General features: G+C 64.2%; 20 protein-coding genes. 8 read left to right on the forward strand and 12 right to left on the reverse strand.

All coding sequences use genetic code 11. From position 1 onward, the window contains the following. Positions 1-65 precede the first annotated feature (65 nt). Positions 66-998: a hypothetical protein gene (locus Hhyl2_RS18030; protein WP_483552179.1), complete on the forward strand. Its 933-nt coding sequence runs from the start codon at positions 66-68 to the stop codon at positions 996-998. Then, positions 991-2,052: a TrmB family transcriptional regulator gene (locus tag Hhyl2_RS18035; RefSeq protein WP_483552180.1), complete on the forward strand. Its 1,062-nt coding sequence runs from the start codon at positions 991-993 to the stop codon at positions 2,050-2,052. Before Hhyl2_RS18030 ends, Hhyl2_RS18035 begins: the two co-directional genes overlap by 8 nt. Before the next feature lie 26 nt (positions 2,053-2,078). On the opposite strand, the gene Hhyl2_RS18040 is transcribed toward Hhyl2_RS18035, so the two are convergent. Next, a complete protein-coding gene (locus Hhyl2_RS18040) occupies positions 2,079-3,398 on the reverse strand; it encodes a sulfatase family protein (RefSeq protein WP_483552181.1) in 1,320 nt (439 codons plus the stop codon). Between the two features lie 183 nt (positions 3,399-3,581). Between Hhyl2_RS18040 and Hhyl2_RS18045 the strand changes: the two genes are divergently transcribed. Both Hhyl2_RS18045 and Hhyl2_RS18050 read left to right on the forward strand, forming a co-directional pair. Further along, positions 3,582-4,550 (forward strand): formylglycine-generating enzyme family protein, encoded by a 969-nt coding sequence (locus Hhyl2_RS18045; RefSeq protein WP_483552182.1) that lies wholly within the window; start codon positions 3,582-3,584, stop codon positions 4,548-4,550. A gap of 3 nt (positions 4,551-4,553) precedes the next feature. Continuing rightward, the gene (locus Hhyl2_RS18050; protein WP_483552183.1) at positions 4,554-6,002 is read left to right on the forward strand and encodes a sulfatase family protein; all 1,449 of its coding nucleotides are present in this window, start codon (positions 4,554-4,556) and stop codon (positions 6,000-6,002) included. 12 nt (positions 6,003-6,014) lie between these two features. On the opposite strand, the gene Hhyl2_RS18055 is transcribed toward Hhyl2_RS18050, so the two are convergent. Next, positions 6,015-6,650 (reverse strand): hypothetical protein, encoded by a 636-nt coding sequence (locus Hhyl2_RS18055; RefSeq protein WP_483552184.1) that lies wholly within the window; start codon positions 6,648-6,650, stop codon positions 6,015-6,017. A 164-nt stretch (positions 6,651-6,814) separates the two neighbouring features. After that, complete coding sequence (locus Hhyl2_RS18060) at positions 6,815-7,177, reverse strand: YrdB family protein (RefSeq protein ID WP_483552185.1); 363 nt, start codon at positions 7,175-7,177, stop codon at positions 6,815-6,817. Positions 7,178-7,389: 212 nt separating this feature from the next. Here Hhyl2_RS18060 and Hhyl2_RS18065 point away from each other — a divergent pair, with 212 nt between their 5' ends. Next, entirely contained in the window at positions 7,390-8,211 is an 822-nt protein-coding gene (locus tag Hhyl2_RS18065; protein ID WP_483552186.1) for a DUF6517 family protein, read from the forward strand. 435 nt (positions 8,212-8,646) lie between these two features. Here Hhyl2_RS18065 and Hhyl2_RS18070 read toward each other — a convergent pair whose 3' ends face one another. Beyond that, the gene (locus Hhyl2_RS18070) at positions 8,647-8,937 is read right to left on the reverse strand and encodes a hypothetical protein (RefSeq protein WP_483552187.1); all 291 of its coding nucleotides are present in this window, start codon (positions 8,935-8,937) and stop codon (positions 8,647-8,649) included. Between the two features lie 91 nt (positions 8,938-9,028). Between Hhyl2_RS18070 and Hhyl2_RS18075 the strand changes: the two genes are divergently transcribed. Beyond that, on the forward strand, positions 9,029-9,445 hold the full coding sequence (locus Hhyl2_RS18075; protein WP_483552188.1) for a universal stress protein: 417 nt from the start codon (positions 9,029-9,031) through the stop codon (positions 9,443-9,445). Here the strand turns inward: Hhyl2_RS18075 and Hhyl2_RS18080 are convergent. From Hhyl2_RS18080 to Hhyl2_RS18090, 3 genes are read right to left on the reverse strand one after another with little or no spacing between them, the layout of a single operon-like run. After that, on the reverse strand, positions 9,442-9,957 hold the full coding sequence (locus Hhyl2_RS18080) for a hypothetical protein (protein ID WP_483552189.1): 516 nt from the start codon (positions 9,955-9,957) through the stop codon (positions 9,442-9,444). The two genes, Hhyl2_RS18075 and Hhyl2_RS18080, sit on opposite strands and share 4 nt — an antisense overlap. Beyond that, on the reverse strand, positions 9,954-11,684 hold the full coding sequence (locus Hhyl2_RS18085) for a spermidine synthase (protein WP_483552190.1): 1,731 nt from the start codon (positions 11,682-11,684) through the stop codon (positions 9,954-9,956). The genes Hhyl2_RS18080 and Hhyl2_RS18085 overlap by 4 nt, the downstream gene beginning before the upstream one ends. 54 nt (positions 11,685-11,738) lie before the next feature. After that, entirely contained in the window at positions 11,739-12,437 is a 699-nt protein-coding gene (locus Hhyl2_RS18090) for a hypothetical protein (protein ID WP_483552191.1), read from the reverse strand. A 102-nt stretch (positions 12,438-12,539) separates the two neighbouring features. On the opposite strand from Hhyl2_RS18090, the gene Hhyl2_RS18095 reads away from it, so the two are divergent. Together Hhyl2_RS18095 and Hhyl2_RS18100 are read left to right on the forward strand one after the other, a co-directional pair. Beyond that, positions 12,540-13,505 carry a DUF8108 domain-containing protein gene (locus Hhyl2_RS18095; protein WP_483552192.1) on the forward strand — a complete coding sequence of 322 codons (966 nt, stop codon included), beginning with the start codon at positions 12,540-12,542 and terminating at the stop codon, positions 13,503-13,505. Between the two features lie 106 nt (positions 13,506-13,611). Next, complete coding sequence (locus Hhyl2_RS18100; protein WP_483552193.1) at positions 13,612-15,729, forward strand: pentapeptide repeat-containing protein; 2,118 nt, start codon at positions 13,612-13,614, stop codon at positions 15,727-15,729. A 451-nt stretch (positions 15,730-16,180) separates the two neighbouring features. Here Hhyl2_RS18100 and Hhyl2_RS18105 read toward each other — a convergent pair whose 3' ends face one another. From Hhyl2_RS18105 to Hhyl2_RS18125, 5 genes are all read right to left on the reverse strand, one after another. Further along, on the reverse strand, positions 16,181-21,010 hold the full coding sequence (locus Hhyl2_RS18105) for a PKD domain-containing protein (protein WP_483552194.1): 4,830 nt from the start codon (positions 21,008-21,010) through the stop codon (positions 16,181-16,183). Positions 21,011-21,496: 486 nt separating this feature from the next. Then, positions 21,497-22,564 carry a thiamine ABC transporter substrate-binding protein gene (locus Hhyl2_RS18110; protein WP_483552195.1) on the reverse strand — a complete coding sequence of 356 codons (1,068 nt, stop codon included), beginning with the start codon at positions 22,562-22,564 and terminating at the stop codon, positions 21,497-21,499. After that, on the reverse strand, positions 22,561-22,878 hold the full coding sequence (locus tag Hhyl2_RS18115; RefSeq protein WP_483552197.1) for a thiamine-binding protein: 318 nt from the start codon (positions 22,876-22,878) through the stop codon (positions 22,561-22,563). The genes Hhyl2_RS18110 and Hhyl2_RS18115 overlap by 4 nt, the downstream gene beginning before the upstream one ends. 67 nt (positions 22,879-22,945) lie before the next feature. Further along, positions 22,946-25,159 (reverse strand): LUD domain-containing protein, encoded by a 2,214-nt coding sequence (locus Hhyl2_RS18120; protein WP_483552198.1) that lies wholly within the window; start codon positions 25,157-25,159, stop codon positions 22,946-22,948. Then, positions 25,156-25,665 carry an LUD domain-containing protein gene (locus Hhyl2_RS18125; protein ID WP_483552199.1) on the reverse strand — a complete coding sequence of 170 codons (510 nt, stop codon included), beginning with the start codon at positions 25,663-25,665 and terminating at the stop codon, positions 25,156-25,158. The genes Hhyl2_RS18120 and Hhyl2_RS18125 overlap by 4 nt, the downstream gene beginning before the upstream one ends. Positions 25,666-25,790: the final 125 nt, after the last annotated feature.

Consider the following 25,790-nt stretch of genomic DNA (forward strand, 5'->3'; position numbering starts at 1 on the left):
GGTTTACAACTATGCTCAGTGGTTGTAATCCAAACCATTTTACCGAACGGAGTAAATAATGGGATATGGGAACCTACGCCCGAGCACCGGCGTTAGGACAGGGCCAGGCGACGACGATCGGAGAGCCACCGGACTCGACGGAGGGGAACTGGGTCGGCGCCCCGGCGCTGGCACGACATCGTGGGACGACGCTGCTGGCAGTTCGGGAACGGACACCCGTCGAGCGAGGTCGCAGTGTCACGATCTACGCCGGGACCGGCGACGAACGGGAGCGAGTCACGGAACTGACGGCCGACTCCCTCGACGTTGTCAGCCTCGAACGTGTGTCGATGGTCGTCGACCGGGCCGACCGTCTGCACGTCTACGTCCCCGTCGATCGCGGCGCCAACGACTGGACCATCCAGAAACTCGCGCCGGTCGAGGACCCTGCTGCACTCGACCCGACGACCGCACACACGGTGCTCGCCCCGCGCGCCGGCGGCAGCGACTCGGTGACGGTCAAGGACCCGGTCGTCACCACGGTCGGTGGTCGGTACTACATGTTCTACGCCGGCCACGACGGCCACTCCGAACAAGCTCACCTGGCGACCAGTGTCGACGGCGAGATCTGGGAGCGCCACCCGGACAACCCCGTGCTCGGTCGGCAGTACTGGCACGACCACCACACGCGTATCTCGGCGGTCGTCCCCGCGCCCGACGCCCCCGTCTGGCAGGTGTTCTACGAGGGCAGCGGGACCGTCGACTACGGGGAGACCTGGAACCTGCGGACCGGGATGGCCATCAGCCACGACCTGACCGACGTGTACGACACGACTCCGCATGGACCGCTCTACAGCGCTCCGACCGCGGACTCCGAGACGGGTGTCGACGAGTTCGCCACGTTGCGGTATCTGACGGTCGAGGACCACCCCGAGAGTACCGATCGGCGGGCCTACTACGAGGTCGCCCGCGAGGACGGTGCCTTCGAACTACGACGTGCGCCACTCACCGATGACTGACTCACAGATAATCGAACACCTCCAGGCGCTGGGACTGACCGAGTACGAGTCACGGGCTTACCTCGCGGCCGTCCGTCTGGGCCGGGCGACCCCCGGCGAGCTATCCACGGAGTCCGGGGTCCCACAGGCCCGCATCTACGACGTCATCGACTCGCTGCAGGACGAGGCGCTCATCGAGGTCCACACACAGAGCCGTCGAAAGGAAGTGACTGCGCCGTCGCCCAAGACCGTCCTCACGCAGTTCAAACGCCGCCGCATCGACGAACTCTCCGACCAGGTGTCGACGGCCGTCTCGGATCTCGAACACGTCTACCACCGTCCCGAGGAGAACCCGGATGCGTACGTGACGATGGTCAGCAGGGAGGCGTCGGCACTTCGGCACGTCCGGCGGGCCATCGAGACGGCCGAATGGTGGCTCACTATCTCGATCGAGGAGCGCCTCTACCCGGAGATCCGTGACGAGATCGCAGCGGCCCTCGACAGGGATGTCACCGTCCGACTCCTCCTCAGCGAGGGCGACCCCGACGTCGACAGTGAGGACTTCCCGTCGGACCTCCGAGTCCGGCACCGACGGACGGCCGACACGTTCGTCGCGGCGGACAGGGAGTACGGCGTCTTCAGCAGCAAACACCCCGGACGGACCGGCCAGCCCTACATCATCACACAGGAGCGCAACCTCGTCCTGCTGTTCCAGAACTACAGCAACCAGGTCTGGCCGACCTCGACCGTCGTACAGTCGGGCGAACCCCTCGCACGGCGCTATCTCGACCCGTGGCACCTCATCATCGACCTCGCCGATCACTGGTCGGAGGGGATGGACCTCTACGCGACGGTCCCCGGCATGAGCACGCAGACGTACCGACAGGGGACCTGGGAGGGACGGCTGGTGGATTTCGACCTCCGTGGACCGGTCGAGGGGGCCGACTACACCATCTCGACGCCCGTCGTCGCTTCGGTCACGCTGGCGACCGACGACAGCGAACTGACCGTGGGGGGCTGGAAGGCGACCATCGAGGACGTCGCCGCGGACGGCATCGAACTCACCGACCTCTGAGCGCTACCCGTACCCGCCGCTCCCGCCTACCAGTGGCGGTACGTCGCGGGTTCGATCTCGACGCGAACGTCTTCTACGGTCTCGATCCGGCGCCGGAGACGCTGGCGTAACTCCGTGGCCACCCCCTCGTAGTCGTCGTGGCCGGCCAGGTTCACGCGCTCGTACGGATCTGCTCTGAGGTCGTAGAGGTACCGCTCGCGATAGCTGTCGCTCGCGGCGTCCTCGTGGGGGGCGGCGTCCGGCGAGAACACCCCGTACTTCCAGCGGGCGGTCCGCAGCGCGCGCCCGACCGCGGCCTCGCTCGTCTGGACGAAGACCTCGTCCCGCCAGTCGACCCGTTCGGGCCCAACGAGCCCCTGGAGCGGTTCGCCGGCCATCGGTGCGGGCACCTCGACGTCGGCCGCACGGAGCAGCGTCGGCGGGAAGTCCAGCAGGCTGACCAGTTCCGACCGCCGTTCTCCGTCGGAGAAGCCAGGGCCGCGGACGACGGCGGGCACACGTATCGAGGCCTCGTGGCAGGACCGTTTGTACTCGCCGTTCCGGGTCCTGAAGTGGGAACCGTGGTCGCTCGTGAAGACGACCAGCGTCTCCTCGGCGATCCCCTGGCGGTCCAGTTCGGCAAGCAGGTCGGCCAGACACTCGTCGATCCGCCGACAGATGCCGTAGTAGTCCGGCAGCGACTCGTACCAGTCGCCGGGGACCGCCCGGAGATCGGGCGGGACCGGCGGGTTCGCGTACCGCTCGGCGTAGCCCTCGGGCGCGACGTAGGTCTCCATGTCGTTCTGGTGGTGCGGTTCCAGAAACGAACAGAAACAGAAGAACGGCACGTCGCGGTCCTGTCGGAGGAACTCCAGGGCGTGGTCGGTGATCGCGTCGACGCGGTACTGCTGGAAGGGGACCCGGTCGCCGGCCTCGTCGTAGACGTACCCACTGTCGGGATGGGAGGTAAACTCCAGGACGTCGGCGGCACGCCAGAACTCGTATCCGCCGCGCCGGTCGGGCGGTGTCGGGGAAGTTCCGGTCGTCGAGAGGTGCCACTTCCCGACGTACCCGGTGTCGTAGCCCGCCGCCTGGAACTGCCGTCCGAGCAGGTACTCGACGTCCGGCAGCGCGATACCGTTCTTCCAGACACCGTGGTCGGTCGCGTACTGGCCGGTCTGGAGCGAGGCTCTGGCCGGGGCGCACAGCGGTTGGGGCGAGAACGCCCGTTCGAAGGTCGTCCCCGCCCGGGCCATCTCGTCGAGTCTTGGCGTCAGATCCAGCGGGCACCCGTAGCTACCGACGGTGTCCCAGCGTTGCTGGTCGGTCAGGACGAACAGGACGTTCGGTCGCGTCGTCTGGCTCATCTACGCAGCCGTCCTCTCACTCTCATCTCACACGGTGGAGACATCAAGGTTGGTCTACGCAACTCAGTTGTTCCAGAGCGCCGGAACCAACGGTGTGGCCAACGAGAGTAGCGCCCTGTCGATATCGAACTACTACTTTCAGTGGACGAATACTTAGGGGGAGCGCAGGCGAACGTAGTGGCTATGACAGAGCGCGGCGCCCCTGCCTGCTGTCCGGACACCCGGATATCGGGGAACGCACTCGAAGGGGACCCGGCCACACGACTGGGAACCGCGACAGCGTCCGCCGATGCCGACCGGATGACGACTCTTTCCCGGGGGACCTTCATCATGGGGAGCGACGACGACGTCGGGTTCCCGGAGGACGGCGAGGGACCGCCACGCCAGGTGACCACCGACGCCTACGCCATCGACCAGCACGCGGTTACCGTCGCGGAGTTCGTCCAGTTCGTCCGCGACACGGACTACACTACCGACGCCGAACGGTTCGGCTGGTCGTTCGTCTTCGAGGACTTCCTGGACGACGAGCAGTCCGAGGCCGTCATCGACGCCGTCGACGCGGCGCCGTGGTGGGTCGCTGTCGAGGGTGCAAATTGGTTCCAGCCCGAGGGGCCTGGGTCGGGTGTCGCCGATCGACTCGACCACCCAGTGACACACGTCTCCTGGCGGGACGCGTGTGCCTACGCCGACTGGGCCGGCAAGCGGCTTCCGACCGAAGCCGAGTGGGAGCGGGCCGCTCGCGGTGGTCGCGAGCGCTGTCGCTATCCCTGGGGGGACGAACTCACTCCCGAGGGTGAGCACCGCTGTAACATCTGGCAGGGATCGTTCCCCGACGAGAACACGGCCGCCGATGGCTACAGGAAGACGGCGCCCGTCGACGCCTTCGACCCGACCGGCTACGGACTGTTCAACGCCGTCGGGAACGTCTGGGAGTGGTGTCTCGACTGGTTCGACACCGGCCACGACGAGACGCCACGGGATACCCCGACAGGACCGTCCTCCGGCGACCAGAAGGTCATCCGCGGCGGCTCGTATCTCTGCCACGACTCGTACTGCAACCGGTATCGGGTCGCGGCCCGGACGAGCAACGACCCGCTGAGCACGACGGGCCACACCGGCTTCCGGTGTGTCGTCGATCTGGAGGACCACTGACCGATGCCCGACGCCGACCGACCGAACGTGCTCTGGCTCTGTGCCGACCAGCTACGGTTCGACGCGCTGGGCACCTCCGGCAACGACGTCGTCGCTACTCCGAACATCGACGCCCTCGCGGCCTCGGGGACCCGCTTCGAGCGGGCCTACTGCCAGTCGCCCGTCTGTACGCCGAGCCGTGCGAGTTTCCTGACCGGTCGGTATCCCAGAACCACCGGCTGTCGCCAGAACGGCCAGCCGATGCCGGCCGACGAGACACTCGTACCCGCCAGATTGGCCGATATCGGCTACCGCTGTGGACTGGTCGGGAAGCTCCACCTCGCGCCGACGAACCCGGACGACCCGACGGCCGCCAGGGGACGCGAGCCCGCCCGCCGCATCGACGACGGCTACGGGACGGTCCACTGGTCCGCCGCACCCGGCGACGACCATCCAGCCAACGAGTACCGGCAGTGGCTCCAGTCTCGTCCGGAGACCTACGACCCGACGCCGTACCAGGACTCACCGTACGTCGAGACGTCGGTCCCGCCACCGGCACAGCAGACGACGTGGTGTACCGACCGGGCTCTCGACTACGTCCGGAACGCCGCCGACGAGGAGCATCCGTGGCTGCTCTCGGTCAACTACTACGATCCGCACCATCCGTTCGATCCACCGGAAGCGTATCTGGAGCGGTACCTCGACCGCATCGACACCATCGACTCCCCGAACTATACCGACGGGGAACTGGACGAGAAACCACGCGTCCAGCGCGAAGCCGCATCCACCGGGCGGTTCCCCGGCCGGGAGATGACGGAAGAGGACCACCGGCAGGTCCGGGCAGCCTACTACGCGATGATCGACCTGCTGGACGATCAGATCGGGCGACTCCTGGAGACGCTCGACGAGACAGGCCAACGGAGCCAGACGCTGGTCGTCTTCCAGAGCGATCACGGCGAGATGCTGGGCGACCACGGCATCTACAAGAAAGGTCCCTACTGTTACGAACCGGCAGTCAGGGTCCCACTGGCACTCTCACAGCCCGGCGTCGTCGATGCGGGCGTCGTCGACGACTCGCTCGTCGAACTCGTCGATCTGGCACCGACGCTGCTGGAGGCCGCAGGTCGGTCCGTCCCCGACGCGATGCAGGGCCGGTCGCTCTGGCCCAGGCTCACCGGCGGCGCCGACGGCTCACACAGGGCGGACGTCTACTGTGAATTCTACAATGCCTCTGCCCGCCACCGCGACCCGCCAGCCTACGTGACCATGTTGCGGACCGATCGGTACAAACTCATCGCCCACCACGGCACCGACGACGGGGAACTGTACGATCTGACCGAGACACCGACCGAGCGCCGGAACCACTGGACTGACCCCTCGTTCGCGGATGAGAAGAGACGGCTGCTGGAACGGCTGACCGACCGGATGGCCTGGACCGTCGATCCGCTTCCCGAGCGAACTGGGGACTGGTGACGCTGGGATCGACTACCGCTCTGTCGCCCGGCGGAGCCGTGACAGTGCGATCCGCACTGCGAGGTAGCGGCCGGCGTAGAAGACCAGCACGCTGGCGACGAACGCGAGCAACGAGACCGTACTGACCGCGAGGCCGAACCCGGACGCGGCGAAGGGGTTCCGCCCGACAGTCTCCACGTACGACTGGATCGCTGGTCCCCCGCCGAGTCCGACCGCGAACAGGCTGACCGTGACGAGGATCGCCAGCCCGCCCGTCCCGAGCGCCACGTAGCGGGCGAAGTCCTCGACGTTGAGGACCTTGTGGGCCTGTGACTCGGACAGTGGCGTCATTGTCACGCGGTAGCAGGCGGCGCCGACGAGCAGGACGGCGCTGAGGATCTGGAACAGTCCACCGAACACGCCGAGCAGGAGGACCTTCGGCGAGGCTACGCTCGGCTCCGCCGTGGGGAGGAACGACGTTGCGCTTTCGGGAAAGAGGCCATACATCGGGAGGACGAGCGCGAGCAAGCCCAACAACGCGCTCTGGAGCGCGAGGGTTCGTGGCACGGTCTGTCTGAAATACGAGTGCCGTTCGAACCGGACACGTTCGTACGCCGAGTCAGAGAGCAGCGCGTCGGTGATTCGGTCGTCGGTGTGGTCGGGGGGCATAGTAGCGCCGAGCGTTCGTGAGCGAGGTATGCCTAACCTTCTATATAAATTTTACTCACGCCGTGATTCCGGAGGTCCCCCGCCCGCTCCGTCTCGCCGGTCACAGTGTACAGCCTGATGGCCCATACGCCGACTTCAACAGCACTGTCCCGCCCGGCGCGGTGTCAGGGAGCCGACCGTCTTTCGGCTGTGTGCAGGGCCGCAGACGTGGCGAGCGCTACCGCGCCGAACGCGAGCGCGAGCACAGGCCCACGAAGTGTCCAGAGTGCAGCAGTCGCCCCACCGAAGATAGCGAGTTCGAGCGATAGTCGCGCAGGAGGTGGCAGTCGATACGGCGCGGCGGGTGAGCCGAACAGTCCCCAGAGGACGGCGATACCGCCCGGCAGGCCGACCGCGAGTAGCCACCTGATCAGAGTCGTCGTCCCACTCGCGTACCCCCAGTATCCCAGAATCAAGAGCGCGACCACTTCCAGGACGAACCGGACCCCTGCGACAGACCAGGGGACGTTTGTCTCTGGGTCCGTCATGACTGGTCTGTGGATAGACGGTGTATCATCGTCCAGTACTGTCGGTTAGCTTGGCGTGTTGAAAACGATTTGGTAGGGGTATCGACAGCTTTCTCGTCCAGTACACTGGTATAGCGTGGCTTGCTGTAGGGGGTTTCTTGGGTCGATCGGACCCAAAAAATGTCGAAATATCGATGTAAAAAGAGATATGTATGGCTGACAATAGACCTGGTATGAATTGGAAGCTCCTCTTTGTGGGGGTGATCGTAACGGTCCTTCTGCTCTTTCTCGCGATCGTCGTCGGTGGATACTTCTTTGTGACCGACGACAGCCCGTTACTCTACTACGATGCCCGACCCGCGACCGTAGAGGAGCCGGCGCTGACGGAGACGGGCTACACCTCGCTGAACTCGACGTCGTTCAACGTCAGTTACCGGCCGATTCCGGGATTCGGTCGGAACGTCAGCATGCGTGTCTGGGCGAGTACCTACGTCAGTGGCATCTCCACAGCGGGAGCGCCGACGGAACCGGCAGCCGGGACGGCGACCGAGCAACCGGGGGCCGGGAACGTCTCGCTCGACGTGGCCAACACGTCGGTCGTCACTGCCTTCTCGATGTCGTCGCTCGAACTGGGACCGGTCGCGTTCAATCCGCTCGTCTACGCCTCTGACCCGGGCGTGCTCGACCAGTCCGGCTTCTTCATCGACCAGGGCGAGAGTTACCTCCCGGCGAACGTCACCAACGTCACCGACCTTTCCGTCCAGAGTGACAGACCCGTGACGATGCTGGGCCAGGACACGCAGATGACGCGTCTCAGCGGCTCGCTGGTCGTCTCGCCCGACCTGGAGCCCGTCAACGTCACCGTCTACGTCGCGCGAGTCACCCACGAGGGGAACCTGGTCATGATAGTCGGCATCGCCCCCGTCTCGGGTGACGTGAGCGACGAATTCGCGACGCTCGCTGGGTCGGTCCGCCATTGGGAGCCCGACGAGGGGACACCGCCACAGTTCAACGGCACGGGGGCACAGGCGCGTCTGACTGCAGCCCCAGCGTGAACCTGGCGCTTCCGCTGTAGACGTCGTCGGAGACAGGACACAGCGTCGCCACTCAGTGGTGTGTTGCGGCGTCGAAAAATGAGTTCGTGGACTGCGTGGTCACGCTGCGACGGTCGCCGCTGCGATGAACGACCATTTCGTACCGCTTCGGGTTTCAGTCTGTTTCTGTGCTGCGCTGGTCTGGTTACGGCGGTGCTTCCAGTTCATTGTATTCAACGATACGCCCCACGGGTATAAATACGTTTTGTTATTCTGATATATTCTCACTGAACAACGATGACAGTTGAGGGTGCAGAATTCTGAACTTTGAGGCGAAATTAGTGACGTACTCGAACGTTCATTATAATAATTCCGTCACGATAGGTGTGGTGTCACGTGACACACCTTTGAGGCCCGGAGCAGGACGACTCGATCCGATCTCCGGACCGACACCCGTCAGTCGATCGTCGTGATCTGGAAGCGATACGAGTCGGTGGCGAGGTTCGTCGGACCTTCCATGGCGGCGTGGTCTGCACAGACCCACAGCATCGTCTCCACGACGTCTTCATCCGACGGGTAGCGTTCGAGCACCTCGAAGGCGGCATCCGCCTGACACCCCTCGTACTGACACTGTTGTGGCGGCTCGTGCTCTTCTTCGCGCTCGCGCGCTTCGACGACTTCGCGCCGTCGCTGTCTGTTTTCGGAGTCTCTGGCCTGCCGCTCGCGACCGTCTTTGGTGTCCGGCATGGTCCCATCTATGTCACGACGTACCATAATGGTGCTGTCAGCCCACGGATTCGACAGTAAAGATATGTCTGTCCACGGCCAACGACTATCCATGAGCATCCTCGTTGCCATCGCGGACGACCCGGCACGTGACCGCGTTCTGGAAGTGGCGACGGAACTGGGGCAGGGACTGGACCGGGACCTCCACATCGTCCATCTCGTCGAGGATACGTCGACGAACCCCGATGCACGACGTATCAGAGACGAACTCCGCGAGCGCACCCGTGATGGGGCTGTCGTCTCGACGATCTCCGTCGAGTACATCACGCATCAAGGGAACCGCTCGGCCACGCGGACCGCGAGGGAACTCCTCGACATCGCGGCCGACGTCGATATCTCCCACATCGTGATGGGCCACCTCTCGAAGGGCGTCGTCGAGAACATCACGCAGGGCAACACCGCCTTCGCTGTCGTCGACGAGTCGACGGTCCCCGTCACTATCGTCCCGGTCGAATCGGCCGGCGACTAGTCGGTTCCGGGGACCGACCCGGACCGGAGGTGGCTTCCCAGCGATGTCGCGTCAACGCCCTCGACACGCAAGAACTGCGTCCGCGTGTACAGGGCGAGATCGAACTCCGGATAGGTGTGGTAGGTCTCGTAGCCGTCGTCGTCGACCGTTATCGTCGTCACGGCCGCGTCCCCGAACCAGTAGGCCAGGTCGAATTCGCCGTCCTCCGGGAACGCCGACAGCGGCCGGTGTTCGACCTCTGTCTCACACCGCAGTCGGTCGGTCTCGTGTGACAGCCGACGGGTCCGCCCGCCTTCTTCCAGCGGGATCGTCGTCTTCCCCTCGCAGTCGACGGGGTCACACGTGGAGAGTTCGTGGAAGTCGAGGGCCGGTGCACTCACGTAGTGGGAACTACCGATGACCCGACAGCGGAACTCCGTCCCGAGCAGGTCCACGCTACACTCGTCGAAGACGCGTACCTGCTCGGTCGGCGCGGTCGTACTGTGGACGAACTGGAGGGTATCTCGTGTCATGTGTAGCCGACGATGATGTCGTAGTTCGGATCGAAGACGCTGTTGGGCTCGACGCCGCGGTAGGTCGCCAGTCGCTGCCACTCGAAGGGCCCCAACCGGGCGGCGTTCCGGTCGACGTACTCCCCGCGTGCACGGGACAGGTCCGGTTCGGGCATCGGGCCGTCCGAGAGGACGTAGAACTGCTCGCCGCGCTCGTACTCGCCGTCCCCGTCCAGGTCGTCGACCACCGAGTAGGGCATGTGACGGTCGAACCCGGCCGCATTGACGGTGTTGTGGTAGGCCTTGTTGTGCTGGGGATAACTGTACCTGGAGTACACCCAGGAGACGACCACGCCGCGGTCCGAGAGCCGCTGGCGAACGAGGGTGTAGAACTCCTCGGAGTAGAGTGGCAGCGCATCGTCGCTGCGGGCGCCGGGGATATCCAGCAGTACGAGGTCGTAGGTCTCGTTGGTCTCCCGGAGGTAGGTGTAGGCGTCACCGACGGTCGTATCCAGCCGGTCGTACTCGTAGGCGTCGTCGTGGTACTGCTCGAAGTAGCTCCGGTTCTTGGTGTACTCTAAGAACTCGCCGTCGATGTCGACCTGATCGACCGAGGCGTTGTACTCCCGGAGGTGGTCCACGGCGATGTAGTCGCCACCACCGATGAGGAGGACGTCCACCGACGACTGGTCCTCGTACATCGACATCGGGACGTCGACGAGGCCGCTGTGATAGGAGTCGACCCAGCTATCGCACAACTGGAGGGCGCTGTCCAGTCGGAGACACCGCTCCGGGCCGGTGTGTGTCTCGACCCGACGTTCGTACAGTGTGATCCGCTGATAGGCCGTCGTGTCGTAGGATTCGACCTCGATCTCGACGGTTCCGGGTCTGTACTCGTCGGCGATCCGGTCGCCCATGTAGGCGCCGGTGACCGTCCGGTCGACGGCCTCGCCGTTGGCCACGAGGCCGCCGTAGGTCCCGGTCAGCAGCAACCCGGCCACGAGGACCGCACGCCAGCGGCCGACCGTCGGGCGAGCGAGGGTATCGGTCGCGCCCGAGAGCGTCCACCCGGCGAACGCCAGCGCCGCCACGGCGTTCAGGAGGCCCAGTATCAGGACCGTGACGACGAGTCCGAACCGCGGATACAGCACGAGCGCGTAGACGACGGTACCGACGAGGCTGCCGATGTAATCCGCGCCCAGCACTTCCGAGAGCGAGCCCCCCTCGTCGTCGGAGACGGTGAAGAAGGTCCCGAGGACTCGCTTGACGACCTGCCGTGGGTAGAGTCGCCCGAGCGCGGCGAACAGCGACCGTTCGCGGTCCTCGACGAGTTCGTCCAGCAACGGGATCTCGAACCCCGAGAGGACACCGACGACCACGATCGGGAGGTGCGCGAGCACGAGTGTGACCGTATACTTCCCGGGGAACGCGACGTTTGGGAACGAGTTCAGAGCGATGATGAACGCGGCACCCGCCGGGCCGGCGAACGCGAGGTACACCTCCGTCCGGAGGAGGTTCGACTCGGGGTCGTCGAGTTGCCCCGACAGCAGCGCACCGATCCCCAGCGAGAACATGTACAGTCCGATGGTGATCGAGTACCGGACGACGGTCCCGCCGTAGAAGACGGTCAGGAACTGCGAGTAGACGAGCTCGTACGCGATCGAACAGAAGGCGACGACGACCGTCAGCCCGAGCTTGAACCGGCGGTCCGTCACCAGTGACTGATCGGGAGCGTCGGGACTGTCCATATCGCTCTCACCTGCCCTGTCGTTCGCGGACGGTCCGGACATCCCGGCGTGGACTCACAGGCGCGGTTTGATGTGCCAGGACTTGTCGATCTGCCAGTTCCCCTCGTTGTCGATCTCGAAGTCGGCCGCCTGCCAGCCGAAGTCGGCGTTGCTGTTCTCGCCGACCAGTTTCGTCCCGACACGGTACCACCCCTCCCGTGGCTGGTCGCTCGGCGTCGCCTGCGAGAGCTCTACCGTGTGGGATTTCCCGTCCTGTTGGTTCGTCCACTTCTGGTCCCAGGGAACGGGACCGGCATCGGGCGGGTCGTCCTCGTAGCGCTGGTCCCGGCCGAGATACGCGACGCCAGCAGCCGCGATGGTAGCCGGATACATCTTCACCTCGTCCCGGTGGTCGTCGCGCCAGTCGTCGTAGTCACCGCCATGCCAGACGGCCCAGCCGTGGCGTCCCCTCGGGGCTGTGCGGTACGAGCCCGAGCCACGTGTCGCACCGCGGGCGCCCTTCTGTGCACTCGCGACGCCGACCGGGGACAGCTGGCCGACGGCGAGCGAGCCGTTGACGGCTTCGACACGGGACTCTACTCTCGGGTCCGCGACGAAATTGATCTCCATCGCCTTTCCGTTCAGCGAGACGTCCTCGAACACCCGCGCTTTCCGTGGCGGCGGGGAGCTACTGCCACCACACCCGGCGAGCGCGGTCAGGGCGACACCGCCGACGAGTGCCGAACTGCTGCGGAGGAACGAACGTCGGTCCATGTAGGCAACACGTCGACGCATCGGCATATAATTTCCCCTTATCTCCCGAAGGAATATCCTACCCGGCGTTTGAAGTAGCGTCGTTCGGTAGAGTGAGCTACCATGGGTGGCCACTGGAACGCACCGACAGACGAGTTTTCCGGGGACGTCCGACTGCAACACCGCGACGAGACGGTCGGCCTCCGGGGCGCCGAGGACGTGTTCGTGAGCGGTGGCGCGGTCGACGGCGAACTGGCCTTCCTCGACGCCGAGTACGTCTTCACCGACGTCGGGGTCGCAGGAGCGCCCACAGTCGACGGCAGTGACGTCGAGACCGAAGTCACGGGCGATCTGGCGGACGGCTACGTCGACGACGTCGCCGACGACGTGATCGTCACCGAGATCGAGGACGCGTTCGTCCAGTACGACGGCGCGGACAGCATCACCACCGGCGGTGTCGAGCAGGTGTTCCACGACGACTCGGCGGCACCGACGAAGTCGCCCAGCACCTACGACGTCACGGTCAACGGGTGGAACCACTCGGAGTCGGCGACCGATCCTCGGGACGGCGTCTCCATCGTCGGCGCGAAGAACGAAGTGACGATCAGCGAGGCGACCCACGATCTGACCGTCTACGTCGTCGGCTGGGACAACGAGGTACGCATCGAGGGGCGGGACGCAGACGTCACCGTCTTCTTCGTCGGTCGGGACAACACTGTCAGCGTCGGCCCCTACCTCTCGAAGTCGCTCGCTGCCGAGAGCGGTTTCGACAACGTCCTCGACGCCGACGCCCTCCCGCCCGAGGCGGTCATCCAGACGTCGAAATCCGACGCCCACAGTGACGCGGTCTTCGGTCGGCACAAACTCACCTGGCAGGAGCCAGCCCAGGACAAGGACTGGTGCCCGAACTGTGGCAGCAACGCCGACGCGATCATCGCGCGCCGGCAGCGTGACGCTCTGTTCCTGTTCAAGATCCCGGTCAGGACGTACGACGACGGCGGGGTCTCTTACGAGTGTGAACAGTGTACCAGACATCTGCCCGATCACGTGTCACTCTCCGAAGACGAACGGCAGGACGCACTGGAGTAAGGTCGTCCTACGACCCGCCGGCACGGGGCTCGCCCGGTCACGACTCGATCTGTAATGTATCACTACTCGGCAAACACTTTTGACGGTCAACTGAAACTGTATGGACATGGCCGAGGACGAGGTTTCACGCGCTCGCTCCGTTCTCACGAAGTCACCGGAGCAGCGCCAGGCGGACGGTATCGATCCTGCGGAGGTGCAGGCGGCGCTCGAGACGGTCCTTCGCTCGGGTGTCGAAGACGACAAGATCTTCGAGGGGTGTACGTTCCCGGCGCTGGATCTGGACTACGAGGTCGTCCACGGTGCCGACAACCATCCAGCAGTCTTCGAGAACTGTACCTTCGAGGGCGGTATCAGTGCCGAGAAGGCGGACATCGACATGCCGCTGCAGTTCCACGACTGTACTATCGACGACCTGTTCCTCTATCACGCCCGGTTCGAGTACGACGTCGAGTTCGACGGTTCGACGTTCGCCGGCACAGTTGCCGCAGAGGAGACGCGCTTCGAACAGGACGCCGAGTTCGACGACGCGGTCTTCGAGGACACTGTCGAACTCGTCGAGACGGAGTTCCGTGACGACACAAGCTTTGCCGGGGCGCGGTTCGAGGCAATGGCGTCCTTCCGTGGCTCTACCTTCGAGGGCGAGTCGAACGAACTCGACGACAACGTCTCGTTCGCAGATGCCGTCTTCGAGGCAGCGGCGACGTTCGACCAGGCGTACTTCGAGGCCAACAGGTTCGACGGCGCGACCTTCGAGGCGGCGGCGAGTTTCAGGGAGGTCCTGTTCGACCACGACACGGAGTTCGAACGGGTCACGTTCGAGGCCGAAGCCGTCTTCGACGAGATGGAGTGTACCGAGGACGCCGACTTCAGTGGCACCCACTGGGGCGGTGAGGCGACGTTCAGGGGCGCTGTGTTCAAAGGCGGCGCGCGGACGATGGAGGACGACGCGACCTTCGAGAACGCCACCTTCGAGCGCCCGGTCCAGTTCGACACGGCAGAGTTCCGATACAGCAACTTCACGGGGGCAACGTTCCAGGCGGACGTGGGGTTCAGGGAGTCGCGGTTCCTGGGCGATGCGGACTTCGCGAACGCCCGGTTCGCCGCGTCGGCGGACTTCGACGAGACGCGGTTCCTGCAGGAGGCGGACTTCTCCGACGCCGTGTTTGTCGGGGGTGCGCAGTTCCGGGGCGCCGAGTTCGAGGGCCACGCCAACCAGCTCGAACGGAACGTCTCGTTCGATCGGACCCGGTTCGAGTCGACGGTCGCGTTCACCGGCGCGAAGTTCCGCTCGGTGTCGTTCGCCGAGACCGAGTTCTCCGAGACCATGGACTTCACGGGGACGGAGTTCACCGACGTGGCAGAGATTCACCTCCGGTCCATCGGTGCGGATTCGTACGTGGACTTCACCGATGCGTCTCTGGAGGGCGGGTCGATCACGCAACCCGCCGAGGGATGGGTCAGGTACGACCTGACGCGCGTGAGCCTCGGCGATATCGACCTCTCGGCCGAACGGGACGCCGACCACCGTGAGCTGTTCGATTACTTCCGGTTCTGTGAGACCGTCTTCGACGAGTTCGACGGCAACGAGTTCAACTTCGAGGCCCACACGGACTATCTGGACCGCAACGAGTGGAACATCCACACCTTCGCCGACCCGACAGACCGGTCCTACGCCGTCACGCTGACTCCCGAGGCCATCGAGGCGACCTATCTCAGGGCGAAAAACAGCGCCTCGGCGGCCGGCGACATGAAAGCCGCCGGCGAGTTCCGGGTCAAACGTCAGCAGTACGCTCGGCAGAAACACCTCAACATCGCCCTCGACGGTGCCGAAGACGGTGGCGCACGCGCGAAAAACGGCGTCAGAGCGATCGAGAACGCGTTCCTGGGCATCTCCTGTGGATACGGGATGCGGATATTCCGTATCTTCGGTGTCTTCGCCGCCGTCCCGTTCCTGTTCTCCCTGTTCTACGCGTTCGGCGGGAAGGCGTTCGCGACGAGTGCGACCCAGCCGGCATCTGTCGTCGCTGCGTTGACGACTCCAGAGGGCCAGGCCGCGTTCTACAAACTCGTCTCGTTCAGCTACATCACGTTCCTCACCATCGGGTACGGGAACATCGGGCCCGTCGGCTGGGGCGCCCGGATTCTGGTCGCTGCGGAGGTCTACCTGAGTGTCATCCTCAGCGGCCTCGTCCTCTACGCGCTGATCAAGCGCTCCGAGATGTAGCCCACTCGGCGCCGGCTGGACCTCTCCAATCGCTATCCGAACGGTCCTGTCGAAGTCCCACGGGAAGTCCGTGGGAGTGGAGTACACACACGCTGACAGACCGGAAGTCCGTCAGTGCATTTCTTACTACAGAGATAGTAAAATATAGTTCTACCGGTCCAACTCGGGAAACCAACCCAGGCGAGCGGACCAATCATCAGCAGATACTAGCAATTTAGTCATCAATTGAAGATATTTGCATTGCAACCTCGCACTCGTCTCACGGAAGTAGATTGATAGCTGCCGATCGCAAAATCTCGAATCATTCACGTTAATACGATGTGAGGGGTGCCGATTCGAACCTCGATTGGTTCCGCGGATCCAATGAACCGAGAACTCCACCGACAGATACGTCCGCCCGCTTCGACCTGGAGCGGACAGCGTCGATGACTGTCCGTCGACCAGTGGGTGGTCAGGAACTCTCGGCGTTCATGGCGGCGATCACCTTCATAATATCTTTCGGTGACAGCTTCCCGTGGCCCGGCAGTTTTTTGCCCTCATTGTACTTCACTATGGCGTCCAACGCTTCGTCCGTGGTGACCTTGTTGTCGTCACTGCGGTAGACCGAGTCAGCGCTCTGCTGTGCTTCGACGGTGATCTCTTGTGAGGCGTTACCGATCGTCAGCGTCCTCGTGCCGGACCGATACAGATTGATTTCGAAACTCACTCGCTTGGAGCTACCGGCGGCGATGCTCACTGACTTCGTTCCGACGGGTTCGCCGTCGATAGCCAGCGATGCGTCGTAGGTACCGTCCGCCTGGCCGGTGTTCTCGACGGTGACCGTGATCGATTTAGCCGCGTTGCGCTGGATCGTCTCCGGTGCATCGATATTCGTCACGGCGAACGAGGGGTTCGCTGGCGTCGGTGACGAGGTACCCTCGACGGTGACAGTCGTCGTGCTCCAGTCCGTGTTCCCGTTCGTGTCGGTCACGCGGAGTCTGACCACGTGGGTTCCGGTACTGCTGAAGGTGTAGCTCGCGGTCTTACCTGCGACCTCGAAGACACCGTCGTCGTCGACATCCCACGCGTACTGCGTGACTCCAGTGTTGTCGCTGGAGCCCGACCCGTCGAACGTGACACTGTCGCCGACGGTGACCGTCTGGTCTGACCCGGCGTTGGCCGTCGGACTGGTGGCGTCTGCGACAGTGATCGTAACCGTGTCCGTGTCGGTGTTTCCGGCGTTGTCGGTCACTTTCAGCGTCACCGTGTTCGTGCCGACGCTACTGTAGGTGGTGGTCACCTCCGTCCCAGTCTGCTCGTAGGTGCCGTCGTCGTCGATGTCCCACTCGTAGGAGCTGATCTGCTTGTTGTCGCTGGAGTCGGTGCCGTTGAGCGTGACCGTTGCGCCCTGGTCGACGGTCTGGTCCGGTCCAGCCGCCGCCGTGGGCGCCGCAGTCTCTTCGACCGTCACCGTCACACTGTCGGTATCGGTGTTCCCGTGCTCGTCGGTGACTTTCAGCGTCGCCTTCTTGCTACCAGCCGTGTTGTAGGTGTGCGAGATGCTCTTGCCGCTCGTCTCGTAGGTTCCGTCGTCGTCGACGTCCCACTCGTAGGTACTGATCTGGCCGTTATCGCTGGAACTCGATCCGTCCAGCGTGACGGCCGTCCCCTGGTCGACAGTCTTGTCCGAGCCAGCGTTCGCGGTTGGATCGGTGACGTCGTTGACCGTGATAGTCACGCTGTCCGTATTGGTCTTTTGCGCGTCGTCGGTAACGCGCAGCGTGACCGTCTTCTTCCCGATCGAGCTGTAGGTGTGTGAGATGCTCTTGCCGGTCTGCTCGTAGGTGCCGTCGTCGTCGACGTCCCATTCGTACGTGGTTATCGAGCCGTCGGGGTCAGCAGAGGCCGACCCGTCGAGCGTCACGGACGAACCCTGAGCGACCGAGGTATCGGACCCTGCGTCGGCGATCGGTTTCCCCTGATCGCCGGAGATCTGTACTTTCCCCGAGGAGTAGTGGATCCCGGTGTCGACTTTGATTGCACCGGATTCGAGCACCTCGACGTTCGAATTGACCGACTCTCCCTGGTAGGTCGTGGTCAACTGCTTGGCTTTGATACCCCACGCTTGAGTAATCCCAGACGGGACGATCGCGGTGTAGTAGCCCTGGCTCACGGTCGACCCGTCGGTCTCGAAGTGAGGCGAAGCGACAGTAATGTTGAGCTGTCCGGGATTACCGTTCTTTCCGGGCGTATACCGGGGCGGGGCAAAGGCCTGTGCGTCGGAGGCGACGAGCCCGCCGTTCAGTTCTGTTCCGGCCGAGCCCGGCAGCGAGATCGTCGTCATCTCGACGATCGCCTCGTAGTTCTTGTTCGCCGACGCGTTCTGGAGGGGCCACTCCCGTGGGTCCCGGTTCGTGACGTTCGTATTCCAGTGGGCATCCGCCGGCCGGAGGTAGTACGTGATCCGCGTATCTCCGGAGCCGAGATCGGTCGTCTCCCAGTTACTCGCGTTCGAACTGCCCATCACGAACGTCGGATCGAAATCCGAGACCGTCATATTGACCATCAGATCGGTGTCGCTGTCGACTCCGGAGACACCGTCGATCTCTTTCGTATCGGGCTGGCCACTGGGGTGGAGGTACCAGTTGATTCCACCGAGGAGACCGCTCCACTCGGTCGCGACCTCGACACCGGAGATCGAGGTACCGTTGCTGGCGTACATCACGTCCGTCGATTGGACGCTCGGACACTTCGAGGTCTGCGTACTGACACAGACGGTACTGATCGAGGACTGGACCTGCCGGTTGCGCGCGGTGTCCCTGATGAATAGCTGTGCAGTGAAGTTCCGTTTCACGTCGCTGGCTTTCACGTCGAACGTGACCGTCCCGGACTCCTTAGCGAGGCTCTTGGTCTTGCTCTTGAACCCCGAGTTGAGGGTCGTGGAACTGATCTCCAACTCCGCGTTCGCGGGGTCGATGTTTCCGGTGTCGTAGCTGACCGTGATCCCGGAGTCGGCGGTGTCGTCGAGCGTGGTCCGGCTCGCCTGCGTGTTCACGTTGTTGTACACCTGAAGCTTCTTGGAGCTGGTCGTGAGGACCGTCGGCGAAGCTCCGCTCGTGTCGACGAGTTCGACGGTGGCGGTGAATGAACTGGACGGGACCTTCTCTTCGGGGTAGATCAAGAAGGTGATCCCGCGGATGCCTTCGACGTCGGTCTTCGTCTTCACGAGGTTCGACTGCTTGATCGGTCCCTCGTACACCCGCAGGGCGAGATCACTCGCTGACTGGACCTGTCCGGTGGCGTTGTACTCCATGAGCAGGGCAGTCGAGCGGTCTTTCGAGAGCTCGCCGCTGGAGATCTTGACGTGTGGCGCTGCACCCAGCCCTGGCTCCTCTCCGCCGGGAGTGTTGGAGCCGCCCCCGATCGTCGCCGAATCGCTCTTGCTCCCGCCGTAACTGTTCCCCGCCAAGTCCTTCGCCGTGTCGAGTGACGCGGTGTACTCGCCGTCGTTGTCCTGCTTGTAGGTCGTCAGATAGAGGTAGCCACCTCCTTTTGCAGGACTCTCACTGAACTCAGACATCGAGAAACCGGCCGATTCCGGGCCGCTGAGACTCACGGACACCGTTCCGAGTTTCTCGTCGGACTGGATCGCGATCTGAACGTTGCCGTCCTGGTTCTCCGCGAGCGTGAAGTCGGAGATGGTCGGCGGCGTCGTGTCGGGACCGGTGTCGTACGAATCGCTGTGGCTCTGCCCGCCGCCGTCGTTGCCGGCAGGATCGATTGCGCTCCTGACGGTCGCAGTGTAGATTCCGCCACCGTCGTCGAACGCTTGCGAGGCCGTGAGGGTGTAGGTGTACGGCGGCCCACTGGTGCTCTCGTCGAACTCCGGCCGGGCGAACGTGTAGGTACTCGGTCCGCTGTTAGGTCCGGCGACAGTGACGATGATATCGCTCTGACCACTCCCGAGTCGTTCGTCGGTCGTGAACGAAATATCCATCTCGCCGTTGTTCTCGCCGAAGTTCACGTTCGTGATCGTCGGTGGCGTCGTGTCGCCGCCGGCACTGTACGTGTAAGTACTCGTTAGTCCCGAGCCGTCGCCGTTGAGCCCGCCGTTGTTGCCCGATGAGTCCTCAGCGTCCGCGACGACCATGGTGTAGTCGCCACTCCCGTCGTCGTAGGGCTGTGACCCCGTGTACGTGTAGCTGTAGGTCCCGCCGCTCTCGCTCTCGGTGAAGTGAGACCTGTCGAAATTGTACTCGGTGCTGGGGCCCGAGACTTTCACGGTAATATCATCGGTGGCAGTCCCCAGTTGCGTGTCCGAGGTGAACGACATCGTCATGACGCCGCTGCTCTCGCCCAGAGTGACGCTGGAAATCTGGGGTGCGCTCCCGAGTGTCAACGTCTTCGATGCCGACTTGCGAGGTCTGGTCCCGTCGTTGTAGGACGCCGAGATCAGGTCACCGTCGCTGGCCTGCAAGATACCGACGCTGTCGGTTTGCTCGATCTGCTGGGTCCCTCTGAAGGTTTCGGTGTTGGTACCGGTTTCTACAACGGTCACCGTCTCGCTTTCGAGGTACGTGAATTGCTCTCCGGTGCTATCCGAGTCACCGTTCGTATCCTCGATCCGGAGCGTCACGCTCCCGTCCGGGTTCACGAAGAACCCGTTGATCTGCTCGTCGTCTGCTTTGTTCACCCACGTGACGTCCGCGAGGGTGATCTGTCCGTCACCGTTCCGGTCTCCCACTGGGTTCGTGATACGGAACTCCGTGACGCCTTCGGCCGCGTCGACGTCCGATCGACCGGTCTGTGAGAGTTTCTGGAAGGTGACGACCTCGGCGTTCCCGTCACTGGTCCCGCTTCCGTCGGTGATCTCGACCTCGTAGAAGCCGCTCTGCTGTCGAACGCCGGTGATACGCTCGTCGGACGCGCTGGCCGACAGCGAGAAGTCGGCTGCCGTTATCGACCCGTCGTTGTTGCGGTCACCGACGAGGAACGTTTTCTCGACGGGGTACCAGTCACTGTTCCCGTCGGGGGTATCGCCGACGCTCCTGCTTGTCGATGCTGATTCCGTCGTCGATTCGATGTTGACGACGTGACTCTGCACCGAGTTTTCGTCGGTGTCCAGGTCCGGGTCCGAGACCGTGACGGTCGCCGTGTTCCCGGCGCTGTTGAGGGAGAGGCTGACACTCCCCTCCGTGTTTCCGGCCGCGGCGGCACCCCCCGAGAAGGAGATCCCCGCTCCCATCACCGACAGCACCATCACCGCCGTGAGAGCGATGGCGCGTAGCTTGTCGTTCGTCATTTCGTCACACCTCTGCCAGCCGTGCAGGTCTCGAAGTCGAGTAGTTGTCCCCGCCGTTGCACCGCCTCGTTGTGTTCTGAGCGACGACGCCCGGTCGAATCCCCCCACGTGGTCCGACACTGGCGAACGCGTTGCTTGGTCTGCCCCGTGCGCATGTTTTACACTGTAAAATTGTATGATAAATAGGTACCTTCCTGATATTCAACAGTGATAACTTGACACAGGAGTTTATCGAAACCGGGAGTCTGTTTCTCCGAGTAGAAGCCCCGAAGAGGTATTTCACACGATTCCGAGCACTCGAAGTACAGCGGACGGAACGCCTTCAGCATCGATTTTGATTATGAAATAATACTTATATATCTACCTGTCGAATAGCAACACGATTTCGGTCTCGGGCGATTCGTGTACCAGTCTGCGATCTGTCATACCGACCGGGCCGACCCCGTGTGGCACGGCACGTCGGCGATAACGCACTGTGAACGCGAGTCAGTTCGAGGCGACCTGCTTGCTCCAGTCCTCGCGCCAGGTGTCGAGGTTCTCGGCCAGTTTGTCGTAGCCGAACTGGACCGGGGTCTCGGGTTCGTGGGCGTACTGGGCGAACTCCTCTGGCAACGACGCGTTCGAGACGGTCGGGAGGCCGACGTTCTTGACGGCGACCTCCTGCTGGACCGCGGGGTCGAGCATGAACGATGTGAACCGGTCGACGAGTTCGCCCCGGTCGGTCGCGGCGAACTTCGCGGTGCCGTCGACGTAGGCGTACCCCTGGTCGTTGGGGAAGCCGACCTGGTGGCGAGTCATGTCCTGATCCTGGTTGGCGGCGTAGACTTGGTCGGTCGAGTAGGAGACGACCATCGGTTTCTCTTCCTCGGAGTAGGCGGCGTAGGCGTCGCCCCACGACCCCAGGATGGTGACGCCGTTGTCCATCAGCTTGCGCCAGTAGTCGAGATAGCCGTCGCTCCCCTTGTTGTGGATTGTCCACAGCAGGAACAACAGGCCGGTCGTCGTGCTCTGGGGGTTCGCCAGCAGGAGCGTATCGGCGTACTCCTCGGTCGTCAGCTCGTCGAAGGTCTCGGGTTCGTCGACGACGCTCTCGTCGTAGACCAGGCTGACGTAGGAGGCGCCGGTCGGGATGACCCGCTCCTGTGGGTCGAACTCGTAGGCGTCGACGACGTTGTCGCTGTTCTCGACGGCGCTCGTGTCGTAGGAGGTAAAGAGCGGGTCGTCGAGTTGCTCGTCGGCGTTGACCAGATCCGGTGCGGTGACGCCGACGAAGGCGTCGGCGCCGAGGTCGGCCCCCTGTTGCTGGCGCTGGAAGAAGTGCTGGAGGCCGCCGTCCGGGACGACCCACTCCAGTGTCAGGTCCTCGTTCCGTGACTCGAACTCCTCTTTGACCCAGTCGCCGGCGCTCGTCGACGGCGCGTCGATGAAGGAGTTGTAGGTCGCGACCCGGACGGTGTCGTAGGAACTCGACTGCGAGGCGCCGCTCATACAGCCAGCGAGGCCGAGGGCGCCGGCACCGCCGAGCGCGCGGAGGAAGGCCCGTCGACGCGTCATCGGTCACTCCGTGCGGCGTGGCCCAGGTGCGTCTCGACGCGGTCGACCTTCTCGCCGACCGACAGCGATTCCTCCCGGAAGTGGTCGACCTTCAGGCTCGTCAGCGTCCGCGAGGCATCGACGGCCTCGGTCGCGGCCTGTGCTGCGTCGAACACTTCGCTCAGGCTTGCTGCCTCGATGGTGGTCTCCATCGGGTGTGTCTCGTACTCGACGTCGAACTCGTCGAGCGCCTCGATAGCAGCGGCGATCTCTGCGTCGAAGTCGGCGTCCGCGTCGTCCAGCGGCGCGACTGTCAGCATCGCGGTGACGGTCATCACCGGAGCTAGCGGCCACTCGGTGATATAAGCCGGTGGTTCGGATCAAGTCGCTGGACTGGTGGCCTCAGTCAGGCGGACCGGGCGCGATGACCTCGACGGGGTGTGTCGCGGGTCGGGTCAACAGCGCGTCCAGTTGCTCCAGACATGACGTGCCGCTGGCGACGACGGTCCGGTCGTCCATTCCCGGTTCGGTGAACTGTGCCGCGAGGTCGCTCCCGACGTCCATCGCCAGGTCGTAGTACTCGCGTTTGTACCCGAAACTGCCGGCCATCCCGCAACACTCGACCTCGGATGTCTCGACCTGGTGGCCGACGGCTTCGAGGACGGACACCGTGTGTGGCTCCAGCCCCAGCGTTCGCTGTTGACAGTGGGCGTGGTAGGCGAGGGCGTCGTCACCGGTCGCCAGCGCAGTCGGGTCGCCTCCGTTCTCCAGCAGGCCGTAGACGTACTCCATGACCTCGTAACTGTCCTCGCGGAGGCGGTCCGCGGTCTCCTCGGGGAGCAGTCGCTCGTACTCGCGCTGGAACATGGCGTAGTCGCTGGGTTCGACGACGACGACGTCACGGCCGGCGTCGAGGTGGTCGTCGAGGGTGTCCGCGACTGCACGTGCGTGGTCCTCGGCGGTCGATACCATCCCCTGTGAGAGCGGGGCCCGGCCGGACTCGCCGGCATCGGGGACGCGCACGTGGACGTCCAGTGCTTCGAGCGCCCTGACGGCGGCCTTCCCCCGCTCCGTGGTCACGTAGTTGGTGTAGACGTCGGGGTAGACGACTGCCTCACGGTCGGCCGCCGACGCGGGGACCTGTGGCCCCCTGTCGGCGAACCACGCTACGAAGGATTCCCGCTCGAAGGTGGGGAGGTCACGGCGACGGTCCACGCCGACGGCCCGTTCGAGCGCCCATCGGACGGGCCGCGTGTCCGCTATCCAGTTCGACACCGGCGCGGTCGCGCTCCCCAACCGCGCGGCGGTCTCGAAGTTCCCGAAGAACCGTTTCTGGATGTCCAGCCCGGTCGGCTCCTCGTCCGGCGTGAGCCCGTCGACGAGGAAGTCGTAGCTGTCGGGCTCGTCGTCGTGGTTACGCCGGTCACGGACGACGGTGTTGATCCACGGGATGTCTATCTCGACCGGGCACTGGTTGACACAGCGGCTACAGCCGGTACAGAGGTCGTTGAACTCCGCGGCGCTGTCGGCGCCGTGGGTCGCGTACTCCCAGCCGGTCCCGATGCCGCCGGAGTACGTCTCGCCGCCGAAGGCGTGGCCGCCGACGTGCTGGAAGTTCGCACAGGAGTTCAGACAGGCCGAACAGCGGATACAGTACAGCGTCTCCCGTAGCTGGTCGTCGTCGCGCAAGTCACGGCGTCCGTTGTCCACGAGCACGAGGTGGAAGTCACGCTCGGTGTCGATGTCCGCCAACGGTGTCTCGGCGTCGTCGAACGCCGGAACCGGGGTGTCGACCGGCGGCGTCAGCAGCGAGACGTACGCGGTGATGTCCTGGCCGGTTCCGGACCGACCGATGAGTTCGACGAACGGCTGTAACTGTTCGACCGACGGGACGAGTTTCTCGACGCCGGCCACGGCGATGTGGGTGTCGGTCGTCGCGACGCACTTCCGGGCGTTGCCCTCGCTCGTGACCAGCGCCATGGTCCCGGAGTCTGCGGCGACGAAGTTCGCGCCGGTCATCCCGATGTCGGCCTCCCTGATACGGTCGGCCAGGTACTCGCGGGCGAACGCGGTCAGGTCGGCGGCGCTCTCCAGTTCCTCGTCGGGGTCGAAGTACTCCGTGAACAGTTCCGCGATGGACTCCCGCGACCGGTGGATGGCCGGCGCGACGATGTGAGAGGGTGCCTCGTCGGCCACCTGCAGCACGAACTCGCCGAGGTCGGTCTCCCAGACGTCACAGCCACGCTCCTGGAGGTGGTCGTTGATCTCCAGTTCCTCGCTGGTCATGGACTTGCTCTTGACGAGGCTCTCGGCGTCGTTCTCGGCGACGATCCCACCGATGTACTCACGCGCGTCAGCGTCGTCGTCCGCGACGTAGACGGTTCCGCCGTTCTCCTCGACGGTCTCGCGGACCTGCTCGATCAGCGCCGGCAGGTCCGCGATGGCGTCCTCCTTGATCGAGCGGGCGGTCCGCTTGAGTGCCTCGTAGTCGTCCAGGCCGGCCACGGAGTCGTACCGGCCCTGATTGAACGTCTTTGTGTTCTCGGCGACGGCCTCACCATCGGCGTCGAGGACAGCGCGGATGTGTGACGCCTTCTGGTCGCGCGAGTCGCTCATCGGTCCGTGACGACGACCACGTGGACGTCGTGGGGCCCGTGGACGCCGGTGACGACGGCACCCATGTCGGCGGTCGCGCTGGGGCCAGTCGCGATGATCTCGTCCGCTCGACCGGCGGTCAGCGGTTCGTCCAGTTCCTCGAAGGCGCGTTCCATATCCGGGACGACGTCGCTGGCCCGGACGACCACGACGTGCAGCGCCGGGTACAACCCGAGCAGTTCCTCACCCGCGCCCGACTCCTCGAGGACCACCGATCCGTAGTCGGCGATCGCGAGTCGGCCGGCCGTCACGCCCGTCTCGGCGTCCAGCAGGTCGGCACTCGTCGGGTCGGGATCGACCGGCGTCCCCTCGTAGGAGAGCCCGTCGATGGCCAGCGGCGTCCCGATAGCCGGGGCCGTTACCACTGACGAGAGTGTCTCGGCGAACGCCGCCGCCGAGGTCTCGGTCACCGCCGCCTCGACCGCGCGGGCCGACGCAGCGAACTCGTCCACGTGTGTCGTTCCCATGTTGCTAGGTACACACGAGTGTACAATGGTAAAGCTATCGGTGGGACAGGCTGTCGAGATGCCTTACTGACGAAACGATCTCTCTGGCCTCTCTACGTCCTCAATGAGGCGAACTATCGAATCTC

This window comes from Haloarcula sp. H-hyl2 (assembly GCF_056934385.1).

What these genes read in the sequence shown, in the direction of transcription:
- Hhyl2_RS18030 (WP_483552179.1), top strand. Translation starts at nt 66, where the DNA reads ATGGGAACCTACGCCCGAGCACCGGCGTTAGGACAGGGCCAGGCGACG.
- Hhyl2_RS18075 (WP_483552188.1), top strand. Translation starts at nt 9,029, where the DNA reads ATGAGCATCCTCGTTGCCATCGCGGACGACCCGGCACGTGACCGCGTT.
- Hhyl2_RS18080 (WP_483552189.1), bottom strand. Translation starts at nt 9,957, where the DNA reads ATGACACGAGATACCCTCCAGTTCGTCCACAGTACGACCGCGCCGACC.
- Hhyl2_RS18125 (WP_483552199.1), bottom strand. Translation starts at nt 25,665, where the DNA reads ATGGGAACGACACACGTGGACGAGTTCGCTGCGTCGGCCCGCGCGGTC.
- Hhyl2_RS18105 (WP_483552194.1), bottom strand. Translation starts at nt 21,010, where the DNA reads ATGACGAACGACAAGCTACGCGCCATCGCTCTCACGGCGGTGATGGTG.
- Hhyl2_RS18040 (WP_483552181.1), bottom strand. Translation starts at nt 3,398, where the DNA reads ATGAGCCAGACGACGCGACCGAACGTCCTGTTCGTCCTGACCGACCAG.
- Hhyl2_RS18090 (WP_483552191.1), bottom strand. Translation starts at nt 12,437, where the DNA reads ATGGACCGACGTTCGTTCCTCCGCAGCAGTTCGGCACTCGTCGGCGGT.
- Hhyl2_RS18070 (WP_483552187.1), bottom strand. Translation starts at nt 8,937, where the DNA reads ATGCCGGACACCAAAGACGGTCGCGAGCGGCAGGCCAGAGACTCCGAA.
- Hhyl2_RS18100 (WP_483552193.1), top strand. Translation starts at nt 13,612, where the DNA reads ATGGCCGAGGACGAGGTTTCACGCGCTCGCTCCGTTCTCACGAAGTCA.
- Hhyl2_RS18085 (WP_483552190.1), bottom strand. Translation starts at nt 11,684, where the DNA reads ATGGACAGTCCCGACGCTCCCGATCAGTCACTGGTGACGGACCGCCGG.
- Hhyl2_RS18115 (WP_483552197.1), bottom strand. Translation starts at nt 22,878, where the DNA reads ATGACCGTCACCGCGATGCTGACAGTCGCGCCGCTGGACGACGCGGAC.
- Hhyl2_RS18120 (WP_483552198.1), bottom strand. Translation starts at nt 25,159, where the DNA reads ATGAGCGACTCGCGCGACCAGAAGGCGTCACACATCCGCGCTGTCCTC.
- Hhyl2_RS18060 (WP_483552185.1), bottom strand. Translation starts at nt 7,177, where the DNA reads ATGACGGACCCAGAGACAAACGTCCCCTGGTCTGTCGCAGGGGTCCGG.
- Hhyl2_RS18045 (WP_483552182.1), top strand. Translation starts at nt 3,582, where the DNA reads ATGACAGAGCGCGGCGCCCCTGCCTGCTGTCCGGACACCCGGATATCG.
- Hhyl2_RS18050 (WP_483552183.1), top strand. Translation starts at nt 4,554, where the DNA reads ATGCCCGACGCCGACCGACCGAACGTGCTCTGGCTCTGTGCCGACCAG.
- Hhyl2_RS18065 (WP_483552186.1), top strand. Translation starts at nt 7,390, where the DNA reads ATGAATTGGAAGCTCCTCTTTGTGGGGGTGATCGTAACGGTCCTTCTG.
- Hhyl2_RS18095 (WP_483552192.1), top strand. Translation starts at nt 12,540, where the DNA reads ATGGGTGGCCACTGGAACGCACCGACAGACGAGTTTTCCGGGGACGTC.
- Hhyl2_RS18055 (WP_483552184.1), bottom strand. Translation starts at nt 6,650, where the DNA reads ATGCCCCCCGACCACACCGACGACCGAATCACCGACGCGCTGCTCTCT.
- Hhyl2_RS18035 (WP_483552180.1), top strand. Translation starts at nt 991, where the DNA reads ATGACTGACTCACAGATAATCGAACACCTCCAGGCGCTGGGACTGACC.
- Hhyl2_RS18110 (WP_483552195.1), bottom strand. Translation starts at nt 22,564, where the DNA reads ATGACGCGTCGACGGGCCTTCCTCCGCGCGCTCGGCGGTGCCGGCGCC.